The 18,973-nt window shown below is 74.2% G+C and carries 13 protein-coding genes; 11 read left to right on the forward strand and 2 right to left on the reverse strand.

Annotated elements, in window-relative coordinates; genetic code table 11:
- Nucleotide 1 precedes the first annotated feature (1 nt).
- Nucleotides 2-991, forward strand: coding sequence for a Gfo/Idh/MocA family protein (locus EL245_RS11600; RefSeq protein WP_126383316.1), 990 nt, complete (start codon nt 2-4; stop codon nt 989-991).
- Nucleotides 988-2,340 carry a glycosyltransferase family 4 protein gene (locus tag EL245_RS11605; RefSeq protein WP_232009757.1) on the forward strand — a complete coding sequence of 451 codons (1,353 nt, stop codon included), beginning with the start codon at nt 988-990 and terminating at the stop codon, nt 2,338-2,340. Before EL245_RS11600 ends, EL245_RS11605 begins: the two co-directional genes overlap by 4 nt.
- 127 nt (nt 2,341-2,467) lie before the next feature.
- Here EL245_RS11605 and wecB read toward each other — a convergent pair whose 3' ends face one another.
- Both wecB and EL245_RS11615 read right to left on the reverse strand, forming a co-directional pair.
- The gene (gene wecB, locus EL245_RS11610; RefSeq protein ID WP_126383318.1) at nt 2,468-3,559 is read right to left on the reverse strand and encodes a non-hydrolyzing UDP-N-acetylglucosamine 2-epimerase; all 1,092 of its coding nucleotides are present in this window, start codon (nt 3,557-3,559) and stop codon (nt 2,468-2,470) included.
- Between the two features lie 947 nt (nt 3,560-4,506).
- The gene (locus EL245_RS11615; protein WP_126383320.1) at nt 4,507-4,842 is read right to left on the reverse strand and encodes a hypothetical protein; all 336 of its coding nucleotides are present in this window, start codon (nt 4,840-4,842) and stop codon (nt 4,507-4,509) included.
- 159 nt (nt 4,843-5,001) lie between these two features.
- On the opposite strand from EL245_RS11615, the gene EL245_RS11620 reads away from it, so the two are divergent.
- From EL245_RS11620 to EL245_RS11660, 9 genes are all read left to right on the forward strand, one after another.
- Nucleotides 5,002-6,831: an ABC transporter ATP-binding protein gene (locus EL245_RS11620; protein ID WP_126383322.1), complete on the forward strand. Its 1,830-nt coding sequence runs from the start codon at nt 5,002-5,004 to the stop codon at nt 6,829-6,831.
- Nucleotides 6,828-8,246, forward strand: a complete 1,419-nt coding sequence (locus tag EL245_RS11625) for a glycosyltransferase (protein WP_126383324.1) — start codon at nt 6,828-6,830, stop codon at nt 8,244-8,246. The genes EL245_RS11620 and EL245_RS11625 overlap by 4 nt, the downstream gene beginning before the upstream one ends.
- Entirely contained in the window at nt 8,243-9,508 is a 1,266-nt protein-coding gene (locus EL245_RS11630; protein WP_197719412.1) for a glycosyltransferase family protein, read from the forward strand. Before EL245_RS11625 ends, EL245_RS11630 begins: the two co-directional genes overlap by 4 nt.
- Nucleotides 9,505-10,671, forward strand: coding sequence for a glycosyltransferase family 4 protein (locus tag EL245_RS11635; RefSeq protein ID WP_126383326.1), 1,167 nt, complete (start codon nt 9,505-9,507; stop codon nt 10,669-10,671). The genes EL245_RS11630 and EL245_RS11635 overlap by 4 nt, the downstream gene beginning before the upstream one ends.
- On the forward strand, nt 10,668-11,912 hold the full coding sequence (locus EL245_RS11640) for a glycosyltransferase family A protein (protein ID WP_126383328.1): 1,245 nt from the start codon (nt 10,668-10,670) through the stop codon (nt 11,910-11,912). Before EL245_RS11635 ends, EL245_RS11640 begins: the two co-directional genes overlap by 4 nt.
- A gap of 15 nt (nt 11,913-11,927) precedes the next feature.
- Entirely contained in the window at nt 11,928-13,613 is a 1,686-nt protein-coding gene (locus EL245_RS11645; protein ID WP_126383330.1) for a glycosyltransferase, read from the forward strand.
- A gap of 70 nt (nt 13,614-13,683) precedes the next feature.
- The gene (locus EL245_RS11650; RefSeq protein ID WP_126383332.1) at nt 13,684-14,988 is read left to right on the forward strand and encodes a nucleotide sugar dehydrogenase; all 1,305 of its coding nucleotides are present in this window, start codon (nt 13,684-13,686) and stop codon (nt 14,986-14,988) included.
- 8 nt (nt 14,989-14,996) lie between these two features.
- Entirely contained in the window at nt 14,997-16,982 is a 1,986-nt protein-coding gene (locus EL245_RS11655) for a DUF6541 family protein (protein WP_232009758.1), read from the forward strand.
- A 28-nt stretch (nt 16,983-17,010) separates the two neighbouring features.
- Entirely contained in the window at nt 17,011-18,939 is a 1,929-nt protein-coding gene (locus EL245_RS11660) for a DUF6541 family protein (protein WP_232009759.1), read from the forward strand.
- The last annotated feature ends 34 nt before the right edge of the window (nt 18,940-18,973 follow it).

Below are 18,973 nucleotides of genomic sequence, written 5' to 3' on the forward strand. Positions count from 1 at the left end.
GATGAGCGGGAACCTGCGCGTCGGCCTCATCGGCCTGGGCTCGATGGGGCGCCACCACGCCCGTGTCATCCGCGCCACCGAGGGCTTCGAGCTCGTCGCCGTGGCCGACCCCGGCGGCGACCGCTTCGGGGTCGCCGGGCACCTGCCGGTTCTCGGCGACGTCCACGCCCTCATCGAGGCCGGTATCGACGCCGCGATGGTGGCCGTCCCCACCGTCTACCACGAGCAGGTCGCACTCGCCCTGGCCGAGGCCGGGGTGCCGACCATGGTCGAGAAGCCCATCGCCGACTCGGCCGAGGCGGGCCGCCGCGTGGCCGAGGCCTTCTCCGACCGGGGCCTGGTCGGTGCGGTGGGCTACGTCGAGCGCTGCAACCCGGCCCTCAGGGCCCTGCGCGAGCGCCTCGACGCCGGCGAGCTCGGGCAGGTCTACCAGGTCCTCACCCGCCGCCAGGGCCCCTTCCCGGCACGCATCAGCGACGTCGGGGTGGTCAAGGACCTCGCGACCCACGACATCGACCTGACCGCGTGGGTGGCCGGCTCCCCCTACCGATCGATCAGCGCCCAGGTGACGCACCGATCAGGCAGGGACAACGAGGACATGGTCGTCGCCACCGGCCTGCTGGCCAACGGCGTCATCGTCAACCACACCGTCAACTGGCTCACCCCCTTCAAGGAGCGGGTCACGATCGTCACCGGTGAGAAGGGGGCCTTCGTCGCCGACACCCTCACCGGCGACCTCACCTTCCACGCCAACGGGACGGTGGCCTCGACCTGGGACCAGATCGCCAACTTCCGGGGGGTGACCGAGGGAGACGTCATCCGCTACGCCATCCCCAAGCGCGAGCCGCTGGCCCTGGAGCAGGAGAACTTCCGCGACGCACTGCGCGGGGACCCCTCGCGGATCGTCACGATGGCCGAGGGCGCGGCCACGCTCGAGGTCATCGACGCCGTCCTGGCCTCGGCCGCCAGCGGGCAGACGGTCTCGCTGTGAGGCTCAGGGCGGTCCCGGCGGCCCGCGCGGGACGCTCCGTGGCCGGCCCGACCGGTGGCGGCGCCGTGGGTCGCGCGGTCCTCGGACGGGTGACCCCTGTCGGCGCGCTGGGGGTCGTGGCGGCGGGGGCCGCCGTCGGCGCCCTCGCGGCGGTGACCCGCCGCGCACGGCGCGCGCGGGGCAGGGGCGTCGTCATCGCCTCACGCCTCTACGCGCCCGAGCCGGCCGCCGCGGCGCTGCGCCTGCGCTCCCTGGCCCGCTCCCTGGCACGGCGCGGGGAGCCGGTGACGGTCCTGACCTCGCTTCCCCCAGGGCTCCGGGCGCCGGCCGACCCCGGGGTGGCGGTCCGCTCGGCTCCCGCGCTGCGCGACGACACGGGCTACATCCGCGGCTACGCCTCCTACCTCAGCTTCGACCTCCCGCTGGTGGCGCGGCTGCTCGCGGCGCCCCGGCCCCGCCTCGTCCTCGCCGAGCCCCCGCCGACCACCGGCGCGGCCGTGCGGGCGGTGTGCGCCCTGCGCGGGCTGCCCTACGCCTACTACGCCGCCGACGTGTGGTCCGACGCCGCCGGCTCGACCGGGGCTCCGGGCTGGGTGGTCGGCGCGCTGCGGGTGGTCGAGTCCGCGGTGCTCGGCGGGGCGGCGCACGTGCTGGCCGTCAGCCAGGGGGTGGGCGAGCGCGTCACCGAGCTGGGCGCACGGCGCGTGACCGTCGTGCCCAACGGCATCGACACCGAGACCTTCACGAGCTCCGGGCCGACCGCCCCGGCGGCTCCCCGGGCCCCCTACTTCCTCTACGCCGGCACCGCCTCGGAGTGGCAGGGTGCCGGGGTCTTCATTGAGGCGCTGCGCCTGGTCCACGCCGAGCGGCCCGACGTCGAGCTCGTCTACCTCGGGCAGGGCAGCGACTGGGACCACCTCGAGGCGCTCGCCGACGCAGACCCCCGGATCTGCCTGCGGGCCACGGTCCCTGCCGAGGAGGCCGCCGCCTGGCAGCGCGGGGCCGTGGGGTCGGTGGTCTCGATCCGCCCCGGGCTGGGCTACGACTTCGCCTACCCCACGAAGATCTTTGCCGCCCTGGCCTGCGGGACGCCTGTCGTCTACGCCGGCCCCGGCCCGGCCCGCGCCGACATCCCGGCGGCGGGCCTCGGGCGGGCCTGCGACCTCGACCCCGCCCAGGTGGCGGCCGCGATGCTCGAGGTCCTCGCCGAGCGGGAGGCGGCCGAGGCCGCGGGGCCAGAGGTCCTTGAGGCCGCCCGTGCGCGCCTGCGGGACTGGGTCCTGGCCGAGCGCTCGATGGGGGCCGCCACTGACCGCGCCGCGCAGGTGCTCCTTAAGGACCTGGGCTGAGCCGGGCTGGGGGACGCCCAGGACCGGGACGGCCTGGCACGCGGCCGGGCCGTGCCGCCGGAGGAGGGCTGAGGCCGCCTGAGCCGGATGCGGGAGGATCAGTGCCAGGCGCGCCGGCCCGGTGGTCTCAGCGGCCTTCGTGCCCAGCGCGCTCGGCGAGCACCAGGGCGACGCGTTGGGCGGCGTGGCCGTCGCCGTAGGGATGAGCCAGAGCCTCCGGGGGCTCGACGGGACGCGGGCGTGAGGCCGCGGCCACAAGACCCGGGCCGGGCTCGACGAGCACGTTCCACCCCAGGTCCACCGTCTCGACCCACTCGGTCTGCGGACGCACCGTCGTGCACGGTACGCGCAGGAGGAAGGCCTCCTTCTGCAGCCCGCCGGAGTCGGTGACCACCCCGCGCGAGCCCAGCGCCGCCGCGATGAGTCCGGGGTAGGGCAGGGGCGGGTGGATCCGCAGGGCACCGCGGTCCTCCAGGGCGATGCGGTGCTCCCGGCACCTGGCCACGAGCCGCGGATGGGCCAGGAGCACCACCGGGTGGTCGAGCCCGGCCAGCGAGTCGAGCACCTGCGCCAGCCGTGCGGCGTCGTCGGTGTTCTCCGCCCGGTGGATCGTGGCCAGGTAGTAGCCGCCCGCCCCCAGCCCGAGGTCGACCGTGACGGGTGAGGGGGACCCGGCCACGGCGTCGCGCACCGACAGGAGCACGTCGGTCATGACGTCGCCGACGACGACCGTGCGCGAGGCGAGCCCCTCGGCGGCCAGGTGCCCTGCGGCCACCTCCGTCGGAGCGAGCAGGAGGTCGCAGGCGTGGTCGGTCAGGACCCGGTTGATCTCCTCGGGCATCGCCCGGTTGAAGGAGCGCAGGCCCGCCTCGAGGTGGGCCACCGGGAGGTGGAGCTTGACCGCCGAGACGGCGCCGGCCAGCGTGGAGTTCGTGTCGCCGTAGACAAGCACCCAGTCCGGTCGACGCTCGGCCAGGACCTCGTCCATGGCCGCGAGCATCGCGCCGGTCTGTGCCCCGTGGCTGCCCGATCCCACGCCCATGTGGACCTCAGGGGCCGCGATCCCCAGGTCGGCGAAGAAGACCTCGGAGAGCATGGGGTCGTAGTGCTGGCCGGTGTGGACGATGACGTGCTCGGCGCCCGCCTCCCGCAGGGCGGCGTCTACCGGCGCCAGCTTGACGAACTGCGGACGGGCACCGACGACGGACACAACGCGCATGCCCGCAGCCTAGATGATGACCACCCACCCCGAGATCGGGACATATGACACCTCGAGATCGAGACTAATGACACCTCGAGATCGGGGGAAGTGGCACGCCTGGGCATGTGCTGCCCGGTGGCGCGCCCCGTCGGGGACGGCCGGGTGGCTCGGGGGATGCCTTCGCAGCGTGCAGTCAGGTCACCGTCGTCAACGGGCTGGTGGGTTGAGGATCCCCGCTCCGCCACGTCCCGGCCTTGCTGACCTGGTGGCGCCCCCGGGCCGGTGTGCCCACCAGACCCCGGGAGGTGTTTCACACATCAACCATCCTGACCGTCGAGGTGGATGCCTGTGATTCCAACGTTGAATGATCGTTTTGTAGCAGGTGGCACGTGCGCTCATGTGCGTCGGGGGCCCCGATGCACATATCGGGCCTCCGTCGCCGGCTCTGCCTCGAGGTCCTGGCTGGTAGGTCGACGGGATGACGCCGTTCTTCGCTGGGGCGCCCTGACAACAGGGTCGCTGTTATGTGCATCACGTCAAGGGTGGGTGTGAACCTTCGCACCCGGACGCCCGAGCCGTGAGGACCGACAGCCCCGCCCGAGTGCGGCCCTGTCGACCAGTCCCGCCATGCCGACGACCGGGCCCAGCACGAGATCAGCACCCTCCCGCCAGACCCGAAGCCGGGGCGGGGAGCAGAACCGTCCGCAGGCACCCGCACGACGCTCAACCCGACACAACCACCACGGCATCCACCACAGGCAATCGTCCCACTTCCCCCGATCTCGAGGTGTCATATGTCCCGATCTCGAGGTGTCATTAGTCCCGATCTCGCGGGAGGGAGGCGGGAGGGAGGCGGGAGGGAGGCGGGAGGGAGTGGGGGGTGTCGATCGAGGTCCGACAGGCTGCGCGCGTCGACGTCGAGCTCGTGGAGCGACCGCGGCAAGAGCTCCTGTCGCGGCAAGGGCTCAGGCTGCGGCAGGAGCCGCGGAGGCGGAGCGCCTGCTGCGCCGCGCGGCCGAGACGATCCCCGTCACGCCCAGGCCCAGGCCGACGACGAACAGGCCCAGGCCCGCACGTCGCACCGGCAGGGCGGACTCGCGCTCATAGTGCCAGTAGGCCTGGAAGTCCCCCGGGCTCAGGAGGCACTCCTGACCGTCGATCTCGATCGCGAAGCCCGAGGAGGGCTGGCCCTCCTCGACGCAGGTGTAGCTCGGCTCGGGCCCGACGTGAGGCACGAGCATCATCCCGACGCCGCCGACGAGAAGAGCAAGGGAGAGCAGGAACCAGTACAGGGGTCTCATGGGGTCAAGAGTAGGCGGCCGCCGTTCGGGCCACAGGGACACAGGGGAGGGGACTTCTGCCCTCATGCCCGCCCGGTGCCCGCCGGGGCCCGCCCGGTGGTGCGCGACCGCCCACGGACACCACGGTCTCGTGGGCCGGTGCGCCGATATACTCGCCGGGTGAGTCTGCTGCTGCGCACCGTGCGATCCCTGCTGCGGGTGCTGCCCGACGGCAGCTCGCGGTTCATCCTGACCTTCGCGGGGCTCTTTTCCGCCCTGTCCCTGCTCGACGTCGCCGCCCTGGGCCTGCTCGCCCTGCTCATGACCCCCCTCATGACGGGCGCCTCGATCACCGTGCCGGTCCTGGGGGCCAGGATCGACGCCGGCGGGGGCATGACGGCTCTGCTCGCCGTCGTCTGCCTCCTCATCATCTCCAAGGACCTCCTGGCGATCTTCATCCAGCGGGTGTCGACCCGGCGTTTCGCCGACTTCGAGCAGAACCTCGGCGCGCAGCTGCTCGACTCCTTCTTCTACGCCCCGTGGTCCGAGCGGCTGCGCCGCCACTCCACCGACCTCGTGCGCTCCACCGACGTCGGAGTGGCCTCGACGGTCTCGGGGGTGCTCATCCCCTTCACCCAGCTGGCCGGAGAGGTCTGCACCTTCATCGCGGTCATGGCGGTCCTCATCGTCGCCCGGCCCCTCATGGCGGTCGTGACGGTCCTGTACTTCGTGCTCGTGGCCGCCGTCATGTACCTGTGGGTCCTGCGCCGCGCCGTGGCAGCGGGGCGCGACAACCGCACCTACTCGGTCAAGGCGGTGCGCCTGGTCTCCGAGATGGTCCACTCCCTCAAGGAGATCACCCTGAGGGACAAGGCCGCCGAGCTCGAGGCCGTCGTGCTGGCCGAGCGGCGCCGCGCCTCTGTGGCCCGCGCCGACCAGTCCTTCCTGGGGGCGGTGCCCCGCTACATGCTCGAGATCGCGCTCGTGGGCGGGCTCGTCCTGGCCGGGGGGATCGGCTACGCCCAGGGGGGCATGAACGAGGCGCTGTCCTCCCTGGCGCTGTTCGGGGTGTGCGGCTTCCGGGTCGTGCCCTCGATCACCCGCTTCCAGACGATCATGGGGCAGACCGGAGCCAACATCCCCCACGCCGAGAGGGTCCTGGCCGAGATCGAGGACGGTCGCGTCAACCGCGCCCAGCACGCCGAGGTCGCCGCGGGCGAGGACCTGCCCGACGACGCCTGCGCCCTGGTGCTCGACGAGGTCAGCTTCACCTACCCCGGGGCCGAGCGACCGGCTGTCGACTCCGTGAGCCTGGCCCTGCCCTTCGGAACCTCCCTGGCCCTTGTCGGGGCCTCCGGCTCGGGCAAGTCGACCCTGGTCGACCTCATCCTCGGGCTGCTCGAGCCCACCAGCGGCCAGCTGCGCATCGACGGCACCGACCTGCGCCAGGTCCTGCGCTCGTGGCGCTCCCGGGTGGGCTACGTTCCCCAGGAGGTGTCCTTGTTCGACTCGACGGTCGCCCACAACGTCGCCCTGTCCTGGGACACGAGCACGATCGACGTCGAACGGGTACGTCGCGCCCTGCGCCGCGCCCAGCTGCTCGACATCATCGAGGAGCGTCCCGAGGGCATCTGGGAGCCCGTCGGGGAGTCAGGCATGAAGCTCTCCGGCGGCCAGCGCCAGCGCCTGGGCATCGCCCGGGCCCTGTACGCCGAGCCCCTCGTGCTCATCATGGACGAGGCGACCTCGGCCCTCGACACGGCCACCGAGGCCGCCGTCACCCGGGCCGTCACCGAGCTGAGCGGTGAGGTGACGGTGATCGTCGTGGCCCACCGCCTGGCCACGATCCGCCACTCCGACCAGGTGTGCTTCATGCGCGAGGCACGCCTGGAGGCGGCGGGAACCTTCGACGAGGTCGTCGCCGCCGCCCCCGACTTCGCCCAGCAGGCGGCCCTGGCCGGGCTCCTGGACGGTGACGGGCCGGTTGAGCGCACCGAGGAGGGCTCATGACGACACCGAGGCTCCCGCGCTCCCAGGGTCGTGGTCCCCGAGTGGCCATGCTCGTCTACAACGACGCGCACAACGACACCCGGGTGCTCAAGGAGGCGGCCTCCCTGCGGGCCGCCGGCGCGACGGTGCGTATCTTCGCCGTGGCGCGGCCGCGCGCCGGCTACGGGCCCGGTCTCGAGGAGGTTGCCGACGGCGTCGACATCAACCGTCTCCGCGAGTTCGGCCTGGGCGGGATCACGGCACGGATGCGAGGTGACCGACCCGCCGCCTCGGGGCCGGACCCGGCCCCGCCCGCCGACGACGCCTCCGGCCCGGTCGCGCAGGCCGACCAGCCCAACTCGCCAGCCGGTTCGCCCCCTGAGCCCTCCCGGGGGCCGCGGGCGGTGCGGCGGGGCCTGGCCGCCGCAGGAGCCCTCGTCGGACGTGCCGGGGCGGACGCGGCCATGCGCGCCTACAGGACGGTGTCGCTGTCGGCCTACTGGCTGCGGGCCGCCCGAGCCGTCCTGGCCTGGAGCCCTGACGTCGTCCACGCCAACGACGCCAACACCCTGGCCCCCGCCCTGTGGGTCGTCGACCGTTGCGGCGCCCGGCTCGTCTACGACTCCCACGAGCTGTGGCGCCACCGCAACGTGCGGCCGGACCGGCCGGTGGCTCCCCGCGTCGAGGCCGCCATCGAGACCCGCGGGATCGAGCGCGCCGACGCCGTCCTGACCGTCTCCCCCTCGATCGTGGAGTGGCTCGACGAGCACTACCGCCTGTCGGCCCCTCCGGTGCTCGTCCGCAACATCCCGGTGGCGGGCCCGCCACCCGACCCCGCCCGAGGACGGCTGCGCGAGCTGGCCGGCCTGGGAGCGGAGGCCCGCGTCATCGCCTACGGCGGACGCCTGACGACCTCGCGGGGCCTGGAGGAGACCGTCGCCGCCCTGGCCGAGCTGCCTGAGGACGTCCACCTCGTCATGCTCGGATACGGCGAGCCGGACTACCTCGCCGCCCTCGACGAGGACGTCCGGCGAGCAGGGGTCGCCGACCGCGTCCACCGGGTCGGCCCCGTGGCGCCGCACGAGGTGGCCCAGGCGCTGGCCGACGCCGACCTGTCGGTGGTCCACGTGCGCCCCACCTGCCTGTCCTACCGCTTCGCCCTGCCCAACAAGCTCTTCGAGTCCATCCGCGCGGGCCTGCCCGTGGCGGCCGCCGACCTGCCCGACATCCGGGCGGTGGTCGAGGAGCTGGGGGTCGGCGAGGTCTTCGACGGCGAGGACCCCGGTGCGCTGGCCCAGACCATCGCGACGATCCTGGCCGACCCTGGACGCTACCGGGCCGCCGCTCGGGCCGCGGCCCCCTCGCTCACCTGGGAGCGAGAGTCCGAGGCGCTCCTGGGCGCCTACCGCCAGGCACTTATGGGGGACCGCGCATGACACCGACGACCAGCCACCTCGCCCAGGACGCCGGCCCCGGGGCCTCGCGCCGGCCGCGTCTGCTCATCATCTCCTTCTCCCCGATCGTCTCCGACGCCCGGGTCCTCAAGCAGGTGCGCCTGCTCACCCCCACCCACGAGGTGACGACCTGCGGCTACGGCGAGGCCCCCGAGGGCGTGGCCCGTCACGTGCGCATCCCCGACGGGCTCGTGTCCTGGCGCCTGGACCGCTCGGCCCTCATCGCCCGCCGATTCGAGGACGCCCAGGCCGGCCAGGAGGTCGTCGCGTGGTGCCGTGAGCACCTCGTCCCCGGTTCCTGGGACGCGGTCCTGGCCGACGACGCCGAGACCGTCCCTCTGGCCCTGTGGCTCAGGCCCGCCGGGGGCGTCCACGCCGACCTCCACGAGTACGCGCCCAGGCAGAAGGAGGGGGTCGCCCGCTGGAGGCTCTTCGTGGCCCCCTACGTGCGCTGGCTGTGCCGCACCTACGTGGCCCGCGCCGACTCGGTCACCACCGTGGCCCAGGGCCTGGCGGAGGCCTACGAGCGCGAGTACGGGCTGAGGGCGGGGGTCGTCACCAACGCCACGCCCTACCGCCGCGGCGAGCCCACACCCGTGGAGACCCGCCCGGGCCGACCGCTGCGCCTCGTCCACTCCGGGGCAGCGCTCCCCGACCGCCACCTGGAGATCATGGTCGAGGCCATGGGGCTGACGACGAGGGACGCCACGCTCGACCTCTACCTCACCCGCAACGACCCGTCCGTCATCGAGGCGCTGCGCGCCCAGGCGGCCGACCTTCCCCCCGGCAGGGTGCGGGTCATCGACCCCGTCCCCTACGCCGAGCTGATCGAGACCCTGGCCGGCTACGACGTCGGGGTCTTCTCGATCCCCCCGGTGTCCTTCAACTACCGCCACACCCTGCCCAACAAGCTCTTCGACTTCGTCCAGGCCCGCCTGGCCGTCGTCGTCTCCCCGAGCCCGGAGATGGCCCGCGTCGTCACCGAGCACAGCCTGGGCGCCGTGACCGAGGACTTCACCGCCGCCTCCCTGGCCCGCACGATCGACGCCCTGGACGATGAGGCCGTCGCCGCGGGCAAGGCCGCCTCCCACCGGGCGGCCCGGACCCTGAGCGCCGAAGAGCAGGTCGGCACCTGGTGGGACGCCGTGCGCGCCCTCGACGAGCGGGCCGCCGCCGTCGACCCGTCCCTGCGGGTCCCCGCCTCCCCGCAGGACACCGCCGTCGAGCAGGAGGGTGGCTCATGAGGATCACCGCCGTGACGACCTGGTACCCCACGACGAGGGCCCCTGCCCGGGGCAGCTTCGTCGTGCGGGACCTGGCGGCTATCGCGACCCTCCACGAGGTCCGGGTGGTCCACCTCGTCCCCCCGGGGGACGACGACGCCACCCGCCGCCTGCGGCACGAGGGGGTCGAGGTGCTGCGCATCCCCATGCGTCCGGCCGACCCGGTGTCGGTGGCCCGCGCGGCCCGCGCCCTGGGCCCCGCCCTCAAGGACGCCCAGATCGTCCACTCCATGGCCTTCTCCGCCCTGGAGCCCCTGGCCCTGAGCCGGCCCCGGGTCCCCTGGGTCCACACCGAGCACTGGTCGGCCCTGACCACCCCCGGGACGCTGCCGGCTCCGGCGCGCCTGGCCCTGCCGGCGGTCTCCCGCCTGCTCGCCCTGCCCGACGTGGCCACCGCCGTGTGCGACTTCCTGGCCGCGCCGGTGCGCACGGTGCGACGAGGGCGGCCGACACGGGTCGTGCCCTGCATCGTCGAGCCCTACGAGCCGGCCGAGCGCCGAGACCGCGCCGACGGGTCCCTGAGGATGGTCGGCGTCGGGGGCCTCATCGAGCGCAAGGACCCCGTCCTCGCCCTGGAGACCGTGTCCGCTCTCGTCTCCCGCGGCGTCGACGCCCACCTGACCTGGGTGGGGGAGGGCCCCCTGCGCAGCCAGGTCGAGGCCCGCGCGGCCGCCCCCGACCTGGCCGGCCGCATCACGCTGACGGGCTCCCTCGACACCACGGGGGTCCGCCGGGCCCTGGCCGGGGCGGACCTCTTCCTCGGTCCCACCCGGGCCGACAACTTCTTCGTCTCGGCAGCCGAGGCCGTCATCGCCGGGAGGCCCTGCGTCGTGGGCTCCACCGGCGGCCAGGGCGAGTACCTCACCGAGCTGAGCGGCCGGCTCCTGGACTCCCGGGACCCCGAGGACTGGGCCCGCGCGGTCATCGAGCTTGACGGCGCAACACGCCAGGTCAGCGCCCGGAGCATCGCCGCGACGATCGGCGACTCCTTCTCGACGCCGGTGGTGGCCGCCGGCTACAACCGCGCCTACCGCGAGGCCCTCGCCCCGCGCACCGGCCCCTGGTCGCGCGACGAGGCGCTCCGTCCCGTGCGCCCGGGCCCGGCGGGGGAGGGCAGGCCATGAGCACCCCGCCCCCCGGGCCGCCGACCACCGAGCGCACCGACCTGGGCCGCCCGGCACCCGGCGCCGCCCTCGTCGACGTCGTCATCGCCTGCCACAACCCGGCCCGACCCGTGGGCCGCGCCGTCGCCTCCGTGCTCGACGGCAACCCCGAGGCCTGCGTGACGGTCGTGTGCCACAACCGTCGGGCCGAGGAGATCGCCCAGGCCATCGACCCCGCCCACCGCGACCGCGTGCGCTACCTCGAGCACCGCGACCCCCGGCCCTCCGCCTCCGGCCCCTTCAACGCGGGCATCCGGGCCGCCCGCACCCCGTGGGTGTCGATCATGGGCTCCGACGACTCCCTGGCCCCCGGGGCGGTGGCCTCCTGGCTGCGCCTGGCCCGCGCCACCGGTGCCGAGTTCATCGTCCCCCGCCTGGCCCTGGGCGCCCCCGGACGGATCGTGCCCACCCCGGCCCCGCGCCCCAGCCGGCTGGTCGCACCGTGCCTGGCCGGGCTCGGCCCGCGCCGCAGCCGGTTGCCCCGGCCGCTCGCCCTGCGTCTGGCGCTCATCGGCCGCGGCCTGGCCGCCGCCTCCCTCGTGGCCGACCGCCTGTCCTACCGCTCGGCACCCCTGGGCCTCATGAGCGTGGCGATGCTCGCCCGCGAGGGGCTGTCCCTCGTCGAGGGGGCCACCGTGGGAGGGGACGTGGCCATGGTGACCCGCATGTTCGCCACGGTCCCCACCGCCTACGACTCCCGCGGACCGGTCTACCTCATCGGTGAGGACGCCTCGGACCGGGTCACCTACGTCGTGCGGCCCCTCGCCGAGCAGCTCGGCTTCCTCGACGACCTGCTCGACGCGGACTGGGCCCGCGACCTCGACCTGCGCTCGCGGCGCGCGGTCGCCGCCAAGATGACCCGCATCCACCTGTTCGGCGCCGTCCACTACCGTCCCGACCCGGGGCTGTGGACCGAGCCGGAGCGCGCCGACCTCCAGGCCACCTCGGCCCACCTCGAGGCCTTCGCCCCCGGCTACGGCTCCGTCCTGTCACGGGCTGAGACCGCGCTGCTGAGGGCCTGCCTCGACCCACGGGTTCCTGCCGGCGAGCTGATCGCCCTCAGCGCCGCCCGACGCCGCCACGGCAGGCCCTCCACGCTGCTGACCGGCAGCCCGCTGACTATCCTCGCCCGTGAGGCGCCCCTGCGTCTCATGGGGGCCTCGGTGCTCACCAAGATGGTGCCCGCCCGCCGCCGTTCCTGAACCACAGGAGGAAACATGCCCCGTTCGGCCACAGGACTCATCGGCATGCTCGCCCGGGCGGCGTCCTCACCCGTGGGGGAGAGGGCGCTGGTCGCCCTCACCCTGAGCCGCCTGGCCCTCGCCCGGAGCCGCGGCAGGTCCCTGGACGGCGCCATCGAGGTCGCCCGGCGTGCCCGTTTCCTGTCCGACCGCGGCTCGACGGGCCGGGCGCGCGGCCTGCTCGCCGCCGCAGCCTCCCGCCTGACCGGGCCCGAGCAGGCGGTCCTGGCCGTCGAGGACGCCGCGGTCTGCCTGGACGCGGCCGAGGAGCCCCGCCGTTGGGGCACCGCGCTCGAGGCCACCCTCGCCCTGGCGGACGCCTCCTGGTGCGAGGGCGAGGACCACCGCACCGAGGAGCTCCTCGAGTCGGTCCTGCGCCTGCTGTTCCACCCCGAGCTGCACTTCTCCTCGTCCCCCTCGGCGCTGGCCGAGGAACCCGTCGACCACCTCGGTGCTCTCCACGCCTCCCGCGCGTGGTCCGCGCTCACCTCCCCCCACGTGGCCCCGGAGGGCGACGGGGCCCTGCCGGCAGGTGCCGTCGAGACCGCAGGACAGGACGCGGGAGCGGATCGGGACCGCCCCCGCAGGGTGCTGTTCGTCTCGATGACGAACTGGAACTTCGTGCGCGACATCGTCGAGGACTACCGCGCAGACCCCCGCTACGAGGTGCGCACCCTGGACCCGGGAGCCCCCGGGGTCCTGCCGGCTCGTCCCTCTAGGCAGGGCCTCGTGGCCGAGCGCCTGCGCGCCGCCCGCGGGGGCCCTCCGCCCCAGGTGCCGGCCGCCGTCGCGCAGGACCTGGCCTGGGCCGACACCGTCTTCGTGGAGTGGGGCGCCGCCGCCGCGGTGTGGATGAGCCTCGTGCGCCCCTACCTGGCGCCCCGGGCGCGCGTCATCGTGCGCGTGCACTCCTTCGAGGCCTCGACCCCCTGGCCCCAGCTCATCGACTGGTCGGCCGTCGACGTCCTGCTCACCGTCGCCCCGGCGATCCGCGCCCTCCTCGAGGAGAGCCTCGACCTGCCCTGTCAGCTCGAGCGGGTGACCCTGCCCAACCGCTCGGTGCTCACCGACTACCACCTGCCCAAGACCGGGCAGGCGGCCAGGACCATCGCCATGGTCGGGTGGGGCTCGGTTCGCAAGGACCCCGGCTGGACCCTGGACGTGCTCGACCTGCTGCGCCAGGACGACCCCTCCTGGCGGCTGCTGCTCATCGGGCCGGAGTTCCCCGCGACGGGCTCGCTCACCGCCTCCCAGGCACGGACGGCCTCCGAGGTCCGCGCCCGCATCGACCGGCTCGGGCAGTGCGTGACCGTCACCGGGCAGACGGACGCGGTCGCTGAGCACCTGCGGGACGCGGCCGTTATCGTCTCCTCCTCCCGCCGGGAGGGCACCCACGAGGGCTTCATCCAGGGCGTGGCCTCCGGGGCCCTGCCGGTGTGCCGCGACTGGCCCGATGTCGCAGCCTGGGGCGGGCCCGGTGCGCTGTTCCCCGCCGAGTGGGTCGTGCGCACCCCCGCCGAGGCCGCCGAGCGCATCCGCGCGCTGGCCGACGACCTCGGCTACCGTGACGCCCAGGCGCGTGACGTCCTGGACCGCTGGGACTGGTCGGTCGTGCGCGGCTCCTACGACACCCTCATCGACGGCGGGCCGACCACGGTCTGAGCCGTTCCTGACCAGCCGGGGCAAGGCGGTAGGCTGAAGCCCTCCGGACACTGCTCACAAAGGAGAGCGCATGCGCATCGCCGTCGTCGCCCTGGGCAAGATCGGCCTGCCCCTGGCCGTCCAGTACGCCGAGAAGGGCCACGAGGTCATCGGGGTGGACATCAACCCCACGACCGTCGAGGCGGTCAACGCCGGGACGGAGCCCTTCCCCGGCGAGGCGCACCTCGCCGACAAGCTCCGGGCCCTCAGCCCGGCGACCGGCACGGGTGCCCTGCGCGCCACCACCGACTACGCTGAGGCCGTCCCCGGCGCGGACGCGGTCGTCCTCGTCGTCCCGCTCTTCGTCGACGACGCCACCTGGGAGCCCGACTTCACGTGGATGGACGCCGCGACCGCCTCCCTGGCCGAGCACCTGACGGCGGGCACGCTCGTGTCCTACGAGACCACCCTGCCCGTGGGCACGACCCGCAACCGCTGGAAGCCCATGATCGAGAGGATCTCCGGCCTGGCCGAGGGCACCGGCTTCCACCTCGTTTTCAGCCCCGAGCGCGTCCTGACCGGTCGGGTCTTCGCCGACCTGCGCCGCTACCCCAAGCTCGTCGGCGGCCTCAACGAGGCCGGGACGCGGGCAGGCATCGCCTTCTACGAGCAGGTCCTCGACTTCGACCCGCGCCCCGACCTGCCCCGCCCCAACGGCGTGTGGGACATGGGCACCGCCGAGGCCGCGGAGATGGCCAAGCTCGCCGAGACGACCTATCGCGACGTCAATATCGGCCTGGCCAACCAGTTCGCCGTCTACGCCGACAAGGCGGGCTTCGACATCGAGAAGGTCATCGAGGCCTGCAACTCCCAGCCCTACTCCCACATCCACCGTCCGGGCATCGCTGTGGGCGGTCACTGCATCCCGGTCTACCCGCGCCTGTACCTGTCGACCGACCCCGAGGCGTCGGTGGTGCGCACGGCCCGGAGCTTCAACGCCACGATGCCCGACTACGTCGTCGGGCGTGCCGAGCAGGTCATGGGGGACCTGGCGGGCCTGCGGGTCGCCGTGCTGGGCGCCTCCTACCGGGGGGGAGTCAAGGAGACGGCCTTCTCCGGGGTGTTCCCCACCGTGGCCGCCCTGCGTGCCAAGGGCGCCGAGGTCCTCGTCCAGGACCCGATGTACTCCGACCCCGAGATCATCGCCTTCGGCTGGACGCCCTACCACCTCGGTGAGGCGGTCGACGTCGTCATCGTCCAGGCCGACCACGCCGAGTACGCGGGCCTGACGCCCGCGGACCTGCCCGGTGTGCGGCTCCTGCTCGACGGGCGCCGCGCCACCGACCCGGCGCTGTGGGCCGGCACCCCCCGCCTGACCATCGGTGGGGGCGAGTGACACCAGCGGTGGCCCTCACGGCAGCGCTGGTCCTCCTCGCCATCCTTCTCGTCCCCGGCTACGTCCTGCTCAGAGGCCTGGGAGTTCTGCGCCTCCAGGCCCTGGCGGGGGCCCCCGCCATCGCCGCCCTCGAGCTCGGCGCGCTGGCGGTCGTCTGCCACTGGACGGGTCTGCCCTGGACCCGGACGACGGCGCTGGGGGGCCTGGCCGTCCTCACCTGCGCGGCCCTGCCCCTGCGTCGCCTGACGATGCGGGGCAGGCAGCCGGGCCCCCAGCCGCGACCCTGGCCGCCGCTGCTCATCGCCCTGGGGCTCGCGGCACTGGTCTCGGGCACGGCGTGGATGATCGGTGCGCAGGACATCGACGCCGCCATGCAGGCCTCCGACGGCGTGTGGCACCTCAACGCCGCCGCCTACGTGCGCACCCTGCTCGACGCCTACCCGGTGGGCGCCCTGGCGCCCATGTACTGGGGTGAGATCCACTACTACCCCGTCGCCTGGCACTCCCTCGTCGCGATCCTGCCCGGGACGATCCCCACCAGCGCCAACCTCGTCGCGCTCCTCGGGCTGTCGGTCGTGTGGCCCCTGGGCTGCGCCTCCCTCCTGGCGGCGCTGTTCCCCGTGGGCAGGCGCACCGTGCTCGACGGCATGCCGGTCCTGGCTGGGACCCTGGCCTCCACCGCTGCCACCGCCCCCTTCGTCATGATGACGACCCTGTGGCCCTACGGCTGGTCGGTGTGCCTGCTTCCCGGTGTCCTGGCACTCATCGTGACCGCCCGCCGGGTTCCCGCGTTCTACCTGCGCCGAGGCTCGCAGTCCCCGTGGGGCGGCGCGCTGGCTGCCGCCCTGGCCGCCATGGGACTCGTCTACGTCCACGGCGCGGCCGCCTTCAACCTCGCGATCCTGGGGGCGCCGGTCCTCCTCGTCGCCTCGATGGAGGCGGTGCGGGGATGGTGGGGGCGCACCCCGCACTCCCGTCTCGTGGTCCTGGGGGCCTGCGCGGCCCTCGTCCTGCTCGTGGTGGCCGGCGCCCACGTCTTCTGGGACCAGCTGTCGATGCTCCTGTCCTACAGCCGTTCGCGGGCGGTCGTCTCCACCGTCTTCGTCGAGGCGCTGCGCGACGACGTCATGATCTACCGGATCCCCGACGCGGGTGTCGGCTCGGCGCTCCTGACCGTCATGGCGATGATCGGGGTCGTCGTGTCGGTGCGCCGTGAGATCCACCGCTGGGCCGTCCTGGCCGCGGCGCTGGCGATGCTGCTGCTCGTGGCCTCGGTGTGGGCCGCCAGCCCCCTGCACATCCTGGCTACTCCCTGGTACGTGCAGAAGTCCCGCATCCTGCCGCTGCTCGAGATCCCGGTGCTCGTCCTGGCCATGACCGCCCTGCGGGAGGCGCTCGCCCACCTCAGGACCGTGCGCGAGCGCACCGGGCCCCGCGGCGGGGCCCGGTGGCGGCGGGTGGTCGCCGGAGCGCTGGCCCTCGTGGCGGTCGTCGTGCCGGTGGCCACCGCCGCGGTGCGGGCCCCGCTCCACGAGCGGGTCGTCGCCTACGCCTACCAGCCCGAGGTGAGCGTGTGGCCGGTCATGCTCGCCCCCGGGGAGCGCGAGTTCCTCGAGTCCTCCGCCGAGCTCCTGCCCGAGGGCGCGATCATCCTGTCCGAGCCGACCAACGGCTCGGCCTACTACTGGTCCCTGACCGGCACGGAGGTCGTGTTCCCCAGCCTGCGGCGCAACTCGGAGCCCGACCGCCTCTACGTCTCGGAGCACGCCACCCAGATCCGCACCGACCCCGAGGTCTGCGCCGCGCTGGGGCGGCTGGGGGCCCACTACCTCTACCTCGACGCCGACCGCTCCGAGGGGCGCGTACCCGCGGGCGGGGAACGCGCCCGCTGGCGCAACTCGCTCAAGAACTTCCCCATCGGCGCGCTGCGCCTCGTGGCCACTGACGGCACGCACTCCCTGTGGCTCATCACCGCCTGCGGGTGGGAGGAGTGAGCGTGGGACCGCTCGGAGCGGCGAGGCCGTGAACGGGTGGTGGGCGCTGGCCGCCTGCGCGGTGACGGGCGCCGTGCTGCTCACGGTCCCGGGCTGGGCCGTGGCCCGCGCCTGGGGGCTACGCGGCTGGTCCTCAGCGGGTGCGGCGCTGCCCCTGAGCTGCCTGGCGGTCGGTGTCGCCGAGCTCCTCGCCTCGGCGGTCGGCCTGACCTGGGCGCCCTGGGGCTGGGCGGCCGTCGCCGCCGTGACCACGCTGCTCAGCGTGCCCGCCGTGCTCGTCGGCAGCAGGTGGGCGGGGCTTGAGACGGCAGGTCCCGCTCCAGGGGTACTTCCGGCGGCGGGCTGCGCCGCGGTTCTTGTCGGGGTGGGGCTGCTCGCCGGAACGGGCTCACCGGACTCGCCGGTCCAGGCCTATGACGCGGTCTTCCACCTCAACGGCGTCCAGGCCGTCAGGGAGTCGGGCAGCGCCTCGGCCCTCGGGGGCCTTGCCCTGCTCTACCAGGGCGCCGCGACCTACTACCCGACGCTCTGGCACGGTACGGCCGCGCTCCTGCCGGGGGCGCCGGTCGTGGCGACCAACGCCCTTGTCGTCGTCCTCGGCGCGTTGTGCTGGCCGCTGGGGGTCGCCGCGCTCGGCGTCGAGGTGCTGGGAGGCCCCGGATCGCAGCGGCTCCCTCACTGGCCCCGGGCGGTGGCGGTGACGACGGTGGCCTGCACGGCGTGCGTGGCGGTGCCCACCGTCCTGCTCACCTCCTTGGCGGCGTGGCCCTACGCGTTGTCCGTCCTGTGCCTGCCCGGCGTGCTCGTCGTGGCGGTGCGGCTCGCGCGCACCCTCCCGGCGGCTGGGGCCGGGCGGACCACCGGAGCCCTGCGTGCCGGCCTGCTCCTGCTCGGTGCCGGGGGAGGCGCCGTCCTGGCTCACGGCACCGGCCTGTTCAACCTCGCCGTGCTCCTGGGGCCCGCAGCGCTCCTGGCCGGGGCGCGCCGCCTGCGCGCAGGCGGCCTGCGAGGACGGCGAGCTGTGGCCGTCGCCGTCGTCGTGCTTCTGGTCGCTGCGGTGGGCGCCTGGCTCATGCGCGCCTCCCTGGCCTCCGTGCTCGGCTACTCCCGACCGGGAGGAAGCGCCCTGGGGACCCTCGGACAGGCCCTGCTCGACCTGCCCCAGTACGGCCCGCTCGCCTCGCGAGGCCTGCCCGCCGGCCTCGTCCTCCTCGTCCTGGCTGTGCTCGGGGCGCGCGGCCGCCAGGACGGGACCCGCCTGTGGACGGTCACCGCGCTGAGCGCCCTCGTCCTCGTCGTCCTCGTCGGCGGCCCGCAGTGGTGGGGCAGGCAGATCGGCTTCCCGTGGTACCTCCAGAAGTCCCGGATCGAGCCCCTCGTGCTCATCGCGGCCCTCCCGCTGGCCCTCGCGGGCTGCCAGCGGCTGCTCACGCGGTGGCCGGGGCGGCGGGCGGCCGCCGCTCTCCTCGTCGTCGCCCTGGCGGCGGCCGGCGCGAGGCTGCCCCTGACGATCGCCCTGGGGGCCTCGGTCCACGACGCCGACAGGATCGCCTACGGCACGCTCATCACCCCCGAGGAGGTCGACTTCTACGAGGGTGCCTCGGGACTGCTGCCTGAGGACGCCGTCGTCCTCGGGGCGCCGTCCCTGGGCACCTCCTACCTGTGGTCCCTGGGAGGGGTGAGGGTCGTCTACCCCACCCGGTCGGCACCGACCACGGGAACCGCCGAGGCCGAGCTGGCCGCCACCGCCCCCGAGCTGGGGCCAGGTAGCCGCACCTGCGAGCTCCTGGACCGGCTCGGCGCCGAGTACTACCTGGCCGTCGACCGGCAGGGCTCAGGGCTCGAGGAGGCCCCGGTGCGCTGGGACGCCGAGCTCGCGCACTGGCCCGAGGAGGGCATGGAGGAGGTCGCCTCCAGCCCGACCGCCACGATCTGGCGCATCACCGCCTGCGACTGACCGGGAGGATGATCGCCCGCGGCTGAGGCGGCCC

Origin of the sequence: Actinomyces howellii, from assembly GCF_900637165.1 — a bacterium.
GTDB classification, from domain to species: Bacteria; Actinomycetota; Actinomycetes; order Actinomycetales; family Actinomycetaceae; genus Actinomyces; species Actinomyces howellii.

Bases quoted from the DNA above. Each gene is read 5' to 3' on its own strand.
- EL245_RS11600 (WP_126383316.1), top strand. From the start codon at position 2: ATGAGCGGGAACCTGCGCGTCGGCCTCATCGGCCTGGGCTCGATGGGG.
- wecB (WP_126383318.1), bottom strand. From the start codon at position 3,559: ATGCGCGTTGTGTCCGTCGTCGGTGCCCGTCCGCAGTTCGTCAAGCTG.
- EL245_RS11615 (WP_126383320.1), bottom strand. From the start codon at position 4,842: ATGAGACCCCTGTACTGGTTCCTGCTCTCCCTTGCTCTTCTCGTCGGC.
- EL245_RS11625 (WP_126383324.1), top strand. From the start codon at position 6,828: ATGACGACACCGAGGCTCCCGCGCTCCCAGGGTCGTGGTCCCCGAGTG.
- EL245_RS11630 (WP_197719412.1), top strand. From the start codon at position 8,243: ATGACACCGACGACCAGCCACCTCGCCCAGGACGCCGGCCCCGGGGCC.
- EL245_RS11635 (WP_126383326.1), top strand. From the start codon at position 9,505: ATGAGGATCACCGCCGTGACGACCTGGTACCCCACGACGAGGGCCCCT.
- EL245_RS11640 (WP_126383328.1), top strand. From the start codon at position 10,668: ATGAGCACCCCGCCCCCCGGGCCGCCGACCACCGAGCGCACCGACCTG.
- EL245_RS11645 (WP_126383330.1), top strand. From the start codon at position 11,928: ATGCCCCGTTCGGCCACAGGACTCATCGGCATGCTCGCCCGGGCGGCG.
- EL245_RS11650 (WP_126383332.1), top strand. From the start codon at position 13,684: ATGCGCATCGCCGTCGTCGCCCTGGGCAAGATCGGCCTGCCCCTGGCC.